A 12,108-nucleotide genomic window follows, 5' to 3' on the forward strand; every position below is an offset into this window, starting at 1 on the left:
AGGCCCCCGGCCGCCGCCCCGCCACCGGCCCTGTCAGTGCCTGTTGGTAGAACTGCGGTCACACGGAACGCATCCTCTTCCTCCCCAGGAGCAGCCGCATGACCATCGGTGACCACCTCGACGCGCTGTACCGGCTGCCCGCCTACACCTTCCCCGGCCCCGACGCGCGGACCGACGACCTGCCCGAGCCGGACGCCTTCGCCTGGCGGATCAGCGGCGGCGTGTACGACGCCGAGGAGGACTGGACGCAGGCCTTCGCCCGCTTCTGCGACGCCGTCGACACGACCCGCGTGCGCGCGCTGATCGTCGGCGCCTGGGAGGAGGCGTACGACAGCGATCCCTCGGCCGTCGTCGAGGCGCTGGTGTCGGCCCGGAAGCGGTTCCCCGCCCTGCGGGCGCTGTTCGTCGGGGACATGGTCATGGAGGAGTGCGAGATCTCCTGGATCAACCAGACCGACCTGACGCCCCTCCTCGCCGCCTACCCCGAGCTGGAGGAGTTCGGCGTCCGCGGCGGCTCGGGCCTGCGCTTCCCCCCGCTCGAGCACAGCGCCCTGCGTCGCCTCACCATGGAGGCCGGCGGTCTGCCCGCGGAGGTCGTGCGCGGGGTCGGCGCCAGCGACCTGCCCGCGCTGGAGCACCTCGACCTGTGGCTGGGCACCCCCGACTACGGCGGCGACAGCGAGGCCGCCGACCTGGAGCCGATCCTGTCCGGCGCCCGCCTGCCGCGCCTGCGCCACCTGGCGCTGCGCAACAGCGAGATGCAGGATGCCGTCGCCGCCGCCGTGGCCTCCGCGCCGGTGGTCGCCCGCCTGGAGGTCCTGGACCTCTCCATGGGCGTCCTCACCGACGAGGGTGCCGCCGCACTGCTCGCCGGACAGCCGCTCACCCATCTGAAGAAGCTCGACCTGCACCACCACTACCTCAGCGAGGCCCTCCAGGACCGGATCCGCCGGACCGTCGAGACCGAGGGCGTCGAGGTGGACCTCGACCGCGACGACGCCGACGAGGACCAGGACGACGACGGCACGGTGTGGCGGTACGTGGCCGTGGGGGAGTGAACACCCCCTGAGCACGCCCCCGAACCCCTCGCCACCGCGCCGACCCCCGAACGCCCCACGAGAGGACGCCATGCAGCGGCCGGCCCCCCACCGGCGGCCACGCTTCGCGGTCGTCGGCAACCCCGAGAACCGCCGCGTCACCCTCTTCGCGGAGGCCGTGCGCGCGGCCGGTCTCCCCGCTCCGCGCGTCGTCGCCTGGACGGACGTCCTGCGCGCGGGCGGGGCCGAGTTCGGCCCCGACGAGATCGTCCGGATCGACTCACCGGGGGAGAACGCGCACGTGGACCGGCTGCTGCGCGGCCCCGGCGACCCCACCCGCGTCGAGGGTTCGGCCCGTTGGTACGCCGGGTTCACCGCCGCACTCGCCGGACTGCGCGGTGGCATCCGGCTCGACGACCCGGACGACCTCCCCGTGCTGTTCGACAAGCGGCGCTGCCACGCCGTCCTCGACTCGGCAGGCGTACCGGTGCCCGCCTCGCCCACCTCGGGCCCGTCGGCCGCCCCGGTGCACGGCTGGGACGACGTACGGGCGCTGATGCGGGAGCACCGGATGCCCCGGCTGTTCGTCAAGCCCGCGCACGGTTCGTCCGCGTCCGGGGTGCTGGCCGTGGAGACGGGCGGACCGGGGCGGATCAGGGCCACCACCTCGGTGGAACTCACCGCCGACGGCGGCCTGTTCAACTCGCTCAGGGTCCGCCGCTACCAGGACGAGCGGGACATCGCGACCATCGTCGACGCGCTCGCCCCCGACGGCCTGCACCTGGAACGCTGGCTGCCGAAGGCCTCCCAGCAGGGCCGCGCCGCCGATCTGCGGGTCGTCGTCGTGGCCGGCCGGGCCACCCACGCGGTGGTCCGCACCAGCCGCTCACCCCTGACCAACCTCCACCTCGGCGGCAGCCGCGGCGACCTCGGCACGGCCCGGCAGGCCGTCGAGGCGGCCGGCGCCCGCTGGTCCGACCTGCTCGACGTGTGCGAACGGGCCGCCGCCTGCTTCCCCCGCACCCTCTGCGTGGGCGTCGACCTGCTGCCGGCCGTCGACTGGCGCAGAGCCGCCGTCGGGGAGGTCAACGCCTTCGGCGACCTGCTGCCCCGGCTCACCGGCCTCCCCGGCAGCGGCGCCGAGGGCCTCGACACCTACGCCACCCAGGTGGCCGCAGCCCTGGGCGGCGCCCCCGCCCGGCACAGAACAGGAACACCCCATGCGTGAGCCGGACATGAGCCAACCGCACGGAGACGAGCCGGACATGAACGAGGTGGTGGGCAGTCACGACCTGCTGCTCGTCACCCTCGACACCCTGCGCCACGACGTCGCCGCCGAACTGGCCGCCGCCGGCCGGCTGCCGAACCTGGCCCGGCACCTCCCCGGCGGCCGCTGGGAGAAGCGGCACGCCCCCGGCAGCTTCACCTACGCCTCCCACCAGGCGATCTTCGCCGGCTTCCTGCCCACCCCGGCCGCCCCCGGACCGCACCCCCGCCTGTTCGCCGCGAGCTTCGCCGGCAGCGAGACCACCGCCGACAAAACCTTCGTCCACGACACCCCCGACCTGGTGTCCGGCCTGGCGAAGGCGGGCTACCACACCGTGTGCGTCGGGGGAGTGGGCTTCTTCAACAAGCAGGGCCCGCTGGGCTCGGTGCTGCCCGGCCTGTTCCACGAGTCCCACTGGGAGACGGAGTTCGGCGTCACCTCGCCCCACTCGTTCGAGAACCAGGTGGCCCGCGCCGAACGCGTCGTACGCGAACTCCCCGCCGCACAGCGGCTGTTCCTGTTCGTCAACGTCTCCGCGCTGCACCAGCCGAACTGGTTCCACCTGCCCGGCGCGACCCGCGGGTCCGGCGACACCCTCGAGACGCACGCCGCCGCACTGGAGTACGTCGACCGGCACATCGGGCGGCTGTTCGCGGCGGCGAGCAGCCGGCGCCGCTGCTTCGCGATCGTCTGCTCCGACCACGGCACCGCCTACGGCGACGACGGCTACACCGGCCACCGTCTCGGCCACGAGTCCGTGTGGACCGTGCCCTACGCCCACTTCTTCCTCGACCCCGCAACCGACTCCGCAGCCGGCCCCACGGCCGAGCCCGCAGCCGACCCCGCACCCAGTCCGACGGAGGCCACCCGATGACCACCGCCGAGCCGACCACCCGCCCCAGCCCCTACCAGCACTACGTCTACGCCTACCCGCACAAGACCGCCTACCGCACGCTCCCCGACCGCCCCCCGCTGAGCACCCTGTGGGCGGCCGAACCGAAGGACGCCCTCTCCCTCTATCTGCACATCCCGTTCTGCGAGGTCCGCTGCGGCTTCTGCAACCTCTTCACCCGCATCGGCGCCCCCCACGGCCTGACCGGCGCCTACCTCGACGCGCTCGAACGCCAGGCGGACGCCGTACGCGCGGCGCTCGGGGACACCGACGAGGTCCGCTTCGCCACCGCGGCCTTCGGCGGCGGCACCCCCACCTTCCTCACCGCCGCCGAGCTGGACCGCCTCTGCGACATCGCCGAGCACCGCATGGGTGCCGACCTGCGCGCGGTCCCGCTGTCCGTGGAGGCCTCGCCCGCCACCGCAACCGCCGACCGGCTCGCCGTCCTGGCCGGCCGCGGTGCCACCCGGCTCAGCCTCGGCGTGCAGAGCTTCGTCGACTCCGAGGCCCGCGCCGCCGTACGCCCGCAGCGGCGCGCCGATGTCGAGGCCGCCCTCGGCCGGATCCGCGACGCCCGCATACCGGTCCTCAACATCGACCTGATCTACGGCATCGACGGCCAGAGCGAGGACACCTGGCGCCACTCCCTGGACGCGGCCCTCGCCTGGCGCCCCGAGGAGCTGTACCTCTACCCCCTCTACGTCCGCCCCCTCACCGGCCTCGACCGCCGCCGCACCGGCCCCGACCCCGACTGGGACGAACAGCGGCTGCGCCTGTACCGGGCGGGCCGCGACCACCTCCTCGGGCACGGCTACGTCCAGCGGTCCATGCGCATGTTCCGCCGCGCGGACGCCCCTTCCCAGGGCGCCGACGACTACGCCTGCCAGACCGACGGCATGATCGGCCTCGGCTGCGGCGCCCGCTCCTACACGGCCCGCCTGCACTACTCCTTCGACTACGCCGTCGACATGCACGAGATCCGCGCGATCATCGACGACTACGTCACCACCGCCGACTTCTCCCACGCCGAGGTCGGCCACGCCATGGACGCCCACGAGGCGCGCCGCCGCCATCTCCTGCAGTCCCTCCTCCAGGCCGACGGCCTGCGCACCGACGACTACCGGGCCCGTTTCGGCGCCGCCCCCGCCGACGACTTCGGCCCCGAACTGGAGCGCCTCGCCGAGCACGGCTGGCTGGCCGGCGACCCGGCCGTCCTCCGGCTCACCCCGGAGGGCCTCGCCCACTCCGACGCGATCGGCCCCGCCCTGTTCTCCCCGGCCGTGCGGGCCGCCATGGCCGCCTACGCGAGGAAGTGACCACCCGTCATGGACCTGACGCTCCTCTACCGCGGCCCCCTCGCCTCCTGCGACTACGACTGCCCCTACTGCCCGTTCGCCAAGCGGCGCGACACCGGAGCCCAACTGCGCGCCGACCGCGCCGCCCTGGAACGCTTCGCCGACTGGGCCGCACGGCAGACCGACGACCGGCTCTCCCTGCTGTTCACGCCCTGGGGCGAGGGCCTGGTCCGCTCCTGGTACCGGCGCACCCTCGCCGACCTGTCCCGCCTCCCGCACATCCGCCGGGTCGCCATCCAGACCAACCTCAGCTGCCGCACCGACTGGCTCGCCGAGGCCGACCCCGACACCCTCGCCCTGTGGTGCACCTACCACCCCGGCCAGACCCCCTACGACCGCTTCCTCACCAAGTGCCGCGACCTCACCGCGCGCGGCATACGCTTCAGCGTCGGCGTCGTAGGTCTGCCCGAACACCTCGACGCGGCCCGCCGCCTGCGCGGCGACCTCCCCGAGCACGTGTACCTGTGGATCAACGCAGCCGAGGGCCACACCTACAGCGACGCCGACGCCGCCCGGTGGACGGACCTGGACCCGCTGTTCCCGTACAGCCGCCACCCGCACACCAGCGCCGGCCTGCCCTGCCGCACCGGCGACTCGGTGATCTCCGTCGACGGCGAGGGCACCGTCCGCCGCTGCCACTTCGTCCCCGCCCCGCTCGGCAACCTCTACGACGGTACCTACCGCGCCGCCCTGCGCCCCCGCGCCTGCCCGCTGGCCGTCTGCGACTGCCACATCGGCTACGTCCACCTGGAGACGCTGCCCCTGTACGACGTCTTCGCGGGCGGGGTCCTGGAACGGATCCCGGCACCGGCCCCCGCACAGCACTCCGCCCGCATCACGACGATCGCGATGCGGGCGGAGACTGCGGACCGACAAGGGGCTACGGAGTCACGTCCGTCACCCTCCAGCGCTGGTTGGAGCCGGAGTTGGGCTGCCAGGTGGTGACGGCGGCGCCCTCGTTCGTCGCCTGGCCGCCGACCTCCAGGACCCGGCTGGTGGCCGGGTTCACCAGGGTCCAGGTGCCGTCACCGGTGGTCGACATGACCCACTCGGTGGCGGGATCGCGCTCGCCCGTGTCGGGCTCGACCACGGGCACGTTGTCGCGGACGGCCAGCCGCTTGCCCTCGGCCGGGTTGGCGAACACGTAGCGCTGGCGGGCGCCGGTCTCGCCGTACCGGGCGTCGAGCTGCCACTGCTGGGCCGCGGTGCCGTTGCCGGTGCCGAGGACCAGGCTGGTGCCGTTCGCGGCGACGGTGACCGCCTTGCCGCTCTGCACGCCGGTCAGCGTGTAGGTGTGGCCCTTGCGGATCAGCGGGGCGTCCTTCGCGACGCCGGACACGCCCTTCACGGCGAAGGAGGTCACCGACTGGGCGGGCACGGTGAAGGTGGCCTCGCGGTCGCTGACCGCGATCGGCGCCTGCGGCTGGAGCTTGCCGTCGGCGCTGGTGACCACCGGGGTGACGGTCGCGTTCTTACCGACCTTGCGGAACTTCGACAGGTCGATCGTGACCGTGCGGGCCTCGGTCGTGCTGTTGACGTGGACGAGCGAGGCGCCCTTGCCGTCCGCGGTGACGGCGGCGGCGCTGGAGGTGTCGTCCACCTTGATCAGCTTGTCGCCGGGCTTGATGAAGTGCGTGAAGTTGCGCGCGGTGTCGAACTTGGTGTTGGTGAGGATGGGGCAGGACTCAAGGGTGTCCGTCGAGGTGCAGCTGAACGGGAGCTGGATGCTGCCCCAGTTGCCGCCCTTCGCGGACTCGCCGCCCGGCTTCATGTTGTCGAGGTCCTCGACCGGCTGCCAGAACACCCAGGCCTTGGGCTCCAGTTCGCGCAGGTCGTTCACCATCTGCTGGGCGAGACCGAGACCCGGGCGCATGTCGGTGAAGCTCTGGCCGTCGCCCCAGTCGCCCTCGACCTCGCTCATCCACAGCGGCTTGTCCGCCGCCTTGGCCAGGTCCCGGACGGTGGTGCGCTGCCCGGTGCCGTAGGTGTGGACGTTCATCTGGTCGACGAGGTCGCGGGAGGCCTGCGAGTAGGCGTTCCAGTTCGTCGCGAAGATGCCCGGGTTGGTCTCGTCCATCGCCGAGATCTCGGCCTTGACCTTGGCCTTCTTCAGCGCCGGCGCCAGGGCGGCGAGGACCTTCTGCTGGACCTCGGGGCCGATGTGGGCGCCCTCCTGACGGCCGCCGACCGGCTGGCCGTCCGCACCGAGACGGGTGCCCCAGTAGTTGGTGTTCGGCTCGTTGAACGGGTCGACCGTGTCGACCTTGATGCCCTCGGCCTTCTCCAGCCGCTTGGTCGCGCCCGCCATGTAGGCGGCGAAGTCGTCGACGGACTCCGGCTTCAGCTGTTCGGCACTGGAGTCGAACCCGCCGGAGACGTAGCCGCTGACGGTCATGAACCACGGCGGGGAGTTGCTGAACGTCTCCCAGTGGTCGATGTCGTTCTTGATCCGGTCGACCCACCAGCGCTGGTTGGCGTCGGCGTCCTTGTTCCAGTCCGCCGGGTCGTCGGCGCTCCACCAGTCGGTGTCCGTGCGGGTGGTGCCCGCGGGCGCCTTCCACCAGCCCTCGACCGCGCCGCCGGCGCGCAGGTAGTCCTTGACGTCCGGAGCGTTGCCGCCGCCGACGTTGTACCGGGCGATGTTGAGCGCCAGCCCGTCGTCGCCGAAGAGGAGCTTCGCCAGCTTCTCGCGTATCTCCGGCGGATAGTCGCCGGTCGCGTTGGCGAACCAGACCAGACTGGTGCCCCAGCCCTCGAACTTCTCCTGCTGGTACGACGGGTCGGGCTGCACGGTGACGGACGCGGCGGCCTCGGCCTGCGCCGGAACGGCGAGCAGGGCTGCCCCCGTGGCCAGCGCGGTCAGTCCGGCGGCCCCGAGGGTCCGTCTGGTGCGGGTACGGCGTGCCATCTGTTCTCCCAACTGCGGTGCGGTCGCTGCATGGGCCCCTCCCGCCAAGGGGGCGGGAGGGGATGGCCCTCGGCACGGGTGCGTGCCGTACCGAGGAGTCGTGTGGGGGGTGTGCGCGCCTTCCTGGGCGGGCGGTTCGTCCCGGCCGGCTCTCTGTCTCAGCCGGCGGGCTGGTGCAGTACGGCGACCTCGCGCGGTCCGAGGACCAGCGCGCCGCCGGTGCCGCCGGTGCCGACCAGGACGTCCCCGGCGAGTCCGGTCACGGGCACCGTGTCGTCGGTCCGGTTGACCAGGAACAGGAACCGTCCCGAGTCCCCGCGCCGGACGGTCAGTTCGACCCGGCCGCGGGCCTCCTCGGGAAGCTCGCTGCCGACCCCGGCCGGCTCCAGCAGCCGCGGCAGCAGCGACACGAGCCCGTCGACGCCGAGGCGGGTGGAGACGTAGGACGCCGAACCCTCGCCCGTGGGACGGCGGGTGACGGCGGGGCGGCCTGCCTGCACACCGGTGCGGTAGCGGGCCAGGACCTGCGTGTCGGCGTCGGCGGCGGTGATCTGGTCGGTCCACAGGGTGCCCGTGGTCCCGTCGTCCAGCTCCACGCTCTCCCCGGCCAGCAGCGGCCCGAACTCCTCGACGCGGATGCCGAGCAGCTCGCGCAGGGCGCCCGGATAGCCGCCCAGCCAGACGTGGTCGTTCTCGTCGACGACGCCGGAGAAGTACGTGGTGATCAGGTGACCGCCCCGCTCGGTGTACCGGGTCAGCTCCTTGGCCAGCTCGGCGGGCACCACGTGCAGCACCGGGGCGATCAGCACCTGGTGGCGGGAGAGGTCGGCGCGGGTGGTGACGAGGTCGGCGCGGACGCCGAGGGCGAGGAGCGCCGAGTACCAGTCGAGCGCCTCCTGCCGGTAGTCGAGCAGGGAGGTGGGGTGCGAGTCCTGCTCGCTGGCCCACCACGACTCCCAGTCGTACAGGACGCCGACCCGGGCGGTCTCCCGCTCGGTCCCGGCGACCGGTGCCAGGGTCTTCAGAGTGTCGCCGAGCGCGGCCACGGCCCGGAACAGGTCGCTGTCCGCGCCGGCGTGCGGGACCATCGCCGAGTGGTACTTCTCGGCGCCGGCCGCCGACTGCCGCCACTGGAAGAAGCACACCGCGTCCGCGCCGTGCGCCACGTGCAGCAGCGCGTCACGGGCGAGGTCGCCGGGCCGCTTGGCCACGTTGACCGGCTGCCAGTTCACGGCGCTGGTGGAGTGCTCCATCAGGAACCAGGGCCGCCCGCCGGAGATCCCGCTCACGAGGTTCGCCGAGAAGGACAGCTCGTCGCGGTCCTGCGGGCCGGGGTGGACGTAGTGGTCGTTGGAGACGAAGTCGATCTCCTCCGCCCAGTCCGGGTAGTTCATGCCCTTGGTGCCGCCCATCACCATGAAGTTGGTGGTGACCGGGACCTCGGGCGTCAGCTCGCGCAGGACCTCCCGCTCGGCGCGCAGGTAGTCCTTCAGCGCGTCGGAGGAGAAGCGCTTGAAGTCCAGCTGCTGTGTCGGGTTGGGGTGCGAGGCGGTCAGCCGCGGCGGCAGGATCTGCTCCCAGTCGCTGTAGCGCTGCGACCAGAACGCCGTGCCCCACGCGTGGTTGAGGGCCTCCAGCGTGCCGTAGCGGGCGCGCAGCCAGCCGCGGAAGGCGCGGGCCGCGTCGTCGGAGTAGTCGTAGATGTTGTGGCAGCCCAGCTCGTTGGAGATGTGCCAGGCCACCAGCGCGGGGTGGTCCTTGTACCGGGCCGCCAGCTCCCGCACCAGCCGCAGGGCGTGCTCGCGGAAGACGGGCGAGGTGGGCCGCCAGTGCTGGCGGGCACCCGGCCACACCGTCTCGCCGCTCGCCGTCACCGGCAGGATCTCCGGGTGGGCGGTGGTCAGCCAGGGCGGCGGGGAGGCGGTCGCGGTGGCCAGGTCGACGCCTATGCCGCCCGCGTGCAGAAGGTCCATGACCTCGTCGAGCCAGCCGAAGTCCCAGGTGTCCCGGGTCGGCTGGATCCGGGCCCAGGAGAAGATCGCCACGGACACTACGGTGACGCCGGCCTCGCGCATCAGCCGTACGTCCTCCTCCCACACGTCCCGGGGCCACTGCTCGGGGTTGTAGTCGGCGCCGTAGGCCAGACGCGGGGCGGGGTCACCGTCCGCCCCGCGGCGGCGGGAGTGGAGGGTGGAGATCATGGCGGTCCTTCCGGGGTGCGGTGCACGGGGGCGACGCGGAGATCGCCCGCGCCGCCCTGCGTCTGCTGCTGTCCTACTTCTCGACGGTGAAGCCCTGCTCCTCGCCGTACTTCACCGAGGCGTCCTGCCACGACTTCAGACCGTCCGACAGCTTGGTGCCGGAGACGTAGGCCTTGCCCACGGTGTCGTTGAAGATCGAGTTGGCGTACTGCTGGAACGGCAGGTACGACCAGTCGTCGGCGACGTTCGCGGCGGAGTCGGCGAAGATCTTGTTCGCCTCCTGGCCCCCGAAGTAGTCGAACTTGGTGCTCTGGAACTCGGCGGACTGCAGCTCCGCCGTCGTCGCCGGGAAGGCGCCCTGCTTGACGCGGGTCTGCACGCCGTCACCGGAGTTCGCGTACTCGACGAAGGCGTACGCGAGTTCCTTGTTCTTGCCGAGCGACGGCAGGGTCAGCGAGCTGCCGCCGTTCTCCGCGCTGGCCTTGTCGCCCTTGGTCCACGCCGGCATCGGGGCCGCGCGCCAGTCGCCGGCCGCGTTCGGCACGCCGGTGACGAAGTTGGCGGGCATCCAGGCGCCGGTGGTGAGGGTGGCGATGGTGCCGTCGCCCAGACCCTTGTACCAGTCGTCGGTCCAGCCGTTGATCGGCGAGACGAGCTTCTCGTCGATGAGCTTCTGCCAGGTGTCCGTGTACTTCTTGGCACCCGCGTCGTTGAAGTCGATCTTCACGTTGGTGCCGTCGACCTTGTACGGCCGCGAACCGGCCTGCCACAGCATGCTGGTGGTGAAGCCGGCGTCACCGGCGTCGTTGGCGATGTAGACCTTGGGGTCGGCCTTGTGCAGCGCCCGCGCGGCGTCGACGTACTCGTCCCACGTGGTCGGGACGGCGATCTTGTACTTGTCGAAGATCTTCTTGTTGTAGAACATCGCCATGGGGCCGGAGTCCATCGGCAGGCCGTAGACCGCCTTGTCCTCGGTGACGGCGTTCCACGGACCCGGCGTGTACTTGGACGCCAGCTTGTCGGCGCCGAACGGGGCCAGGTCGGAGAGGCCCTTGGTGAGCGCGTACTGGCTCACCGCGAAGTACTCGACCTGCGCGACGTCCGGGACGCCCTTCTCGGCCGAGATCGCGTTCGACAGCGCGGTGTAGTGCTTGTCGCCGGACCGCTCGCTGACGAGGTTGATCTTGACCTTCGGGTACTTCTTCTCGAAGTCGGCGGCGACCGTCTTCAGCGTGGGCTCCCAGGCCCACACCGTCACCGTGCCGCCCTTCTTCAGGGCCGCCTGGATGTCCGAGGCGGAGACCGCCTTGCCGGCGGAGTCGTCGTCCGAGCCGCCGCAGGCGGTGGCGCCCAGGGCGAGCGTGGACAGGAGGGCGATGCCGCGAAGCAGGCGGCTGGTCTTTCTGCGCATGGAGGTGCTTCCACTTCTTCGTGGGCGGGACGGGGTGAGGGTGGTGGTGCGCGGTGTGGGGCTGAGGGGGCGGCCGCTGGGCCGAGGGGTCACTCCTTGACGCTGCCCGCGGCGAGACCCGACTGCCAGTACTTCTGGAGCAGCAGGAACGCGGCGATGAGCGGCAGGATGGTGAGCAGCGAACCGGTGATCACCAGGTTGAAGATGACGTCGCCGCCGATGGTCTCGGCCTGGGAGTTCCACACGCTGAGACCGAGCGTCAGCGGATACCAGTCCGAGTCCTTGAGCATGATCAGCGGCAGGAAGTAGTTGTTCCAGGTGGCGACCGTGGTGAACAGCAGCACGGTCACGATGCCGGGGGCGAGCAGCGGCAGGGCGACGGTGAAGAAGATCCGCGCCTCGCCGGCCCCGTCGATGCGGGCGGCCTCGAGCAGTTCGGTGGGGATGGCCTCGGTGGCGAACACCCACATCAGGTACAGGCCGAACGGCGAGACCAGCGAGGGGATGATCACGGCCCACGGGGTGTCGGTCAGGCCCATCTTGCTGAACATCAGGAAGGTGGGCACCGCCAGGGCCGTGCCGGGGACCGCCACCGCGCCGATCACCGTGGCGAAGATGCCGCGCTTGCCGGGGAAGTCGAACTTCGCCAGCGCGTAACCGCCCAGCACCGCGAGGAAGGTGGCCCCGCCGGCGCCCAGCACCACGTACATCAGGGTGTTCAGCAGCCAGCGCGTGAACACGCCGTCGTCGTAGGTGAACGTGTCGCGGATGTTGTCCCACAGCGCGAAGTCGTGGGCGAACCACATGCCTGACGAGTCGGCCAGACCCGCCTGCGTCTTGGTGGCGTTGATGGCCAGCCAGATCAGCGGTACGACGGTGTAGATGACGATCAGCGAGGTCAGCACCGTCAGCAGCACGCTGCGCTTGGGCTTTCCGGCGGAGGGCTTGCGCGGCTTGCGCAGCCGCGGGGCGTTCCGGCCGGGACCTGAGGTCTTCGCGGGTACGGAGGGGGAGGCGGTGGTGAGAGGGCTGCTCAT

9 protein-coding genes are annotated in these 12,108 nt (G+C 71.9%); 5 read left to right on the forward strand and 4 right to left on the reverse strand.

The genetic code is table 11. From position 1 onward, the window contains the following. Positions 1-98 precede the first annotated feature (98 nt). The 5 genes from ACFWJX_RS26830 (at position 99) to ACFWJX_RS26850 (ending at position 5,496) form a co-directional block, all read left to right on the forward strand. Complete coding sequence (locus tag ACFWJX_RS26830) at positions 99-1,058, forward strand: STM4015 family protein (RefSeq protein ID WP_383248087.1); 960 nt, start codon at positions 99-101, stop codon at positions 1,056-1,058. 70 nt (positions 1,059-1,128) lie between these two features. Further along, on the forward strand, positions 1,129-2,265 hold the full coding sequence (locus tag ACFWJX_RS26835) for an STM4014 family protein (protein WP_383248089.1): 1,137 nt from the start codon (positions 1,129-1,131) through the stop codon (positions 2,263-2,265). Positions 2,266-2,302: 37 nt separating this feature from the next. Beyond that, complete coding sequence (locus tag ACFWJX_RS26840) at positions 2,303-3,178, forward strand: STM4013/SEN3800 family hydrolase (RefSeq protein ID WP_383248220.1); 876 nt, start codon at positions 2,303-2,305, stop codon at positions 3,176-3,178. Beyond that, positions 3,175-4,512, forward strand: coding sequence for an STM4012 family radical SAM protein (locus ACFWJX_RS26845; protein ID WP_383248091.1), 1,338 nt, complete (start codon positions 3,175-3,177; stop codon positions 4,510-4,512). The genes ACFWJX_RS26840 and ACFWJX_RS26845 overlap by 4 nt, the downstream gene beginning before the upstream one ends. Positions 4,513-4,521: 9 nt before the next feature. After that, entirely contained in the window at positions 4,522-5,496 is a 975-nt protein-coding gene (locus tag ACFWJX_RS26850; protein ID WP_383248093.1) for an STM4011 family radical SAM protein, read from the forward strand. Here the strand turns inward: ACFWJX_RS26850 and ACFWJX_RS26855 are convergent. The 4 genes from ACFWJX_RS26855 to ACFWJX_RS26870 form a co-directional block, all read right to left on the reverse strand. Next, complete coding sequence (locus tag ACFWJX_RS26855; RefSeq protein ID WP_383248095.1) at positions 5,432-7,459, reverse strand: RICIN domain-containing protein; 2,028 nt, start codon at positions 7,457-7,459, stop codon at positions 5,432-5,434. The two genes, ACFWJX_RS26850 and ACFWJX_RS26855, sit on opposite strands and share 65 nt — an antisense overlap. Before the next feature lie 158 nt (positions 7,460-7,617). Then, positions 7,618-9,660 carry a beta-galactosidase gene (locus ACFWJX_RS26860; RefSeq protein WP_383248097.1) on the reverse strand — a complete coding sequence of 681 codons (2,043 nt, stop codon included), beginning with the start codon at positions 9,658-9,660 and terminating at the stop codon, positions 7,618-7,620. Between the two features lie 73 nt (positions 9,661-9,733). Next, positions 9,734-11,071: an ABC transporter substrate-binding protein gene (locus tag ACFWJX_RS26865; protein ID WP_383248099.1), complete on the reverse strand. Its 1,338-nt coding sequence runs from the start codon at positions 11,069-11,071 to the stop codon at positions 9,734-9,736. 89 nt (positions 11,072-11,160) lie between these two features. Continuing rightward, entirely contained in the window at positions 11,161-12,108 is a 948-nt protein-coding gene (locus ACFWJX_RS26870; RefSeq protein ID WP_383248100.1) for a carbohydrate ABC transporter permease, read from the reverse strand.

The sequence above is a fragment of the Streptomyces sp. NPDC058335 genome (assembly GCF_042723915.1).
Taxonomy (GTDB): Bacteria; Actinomycetota; Actinomycetes; order Streptomycetales; family Streptomycetaceae; genus Streptomyces.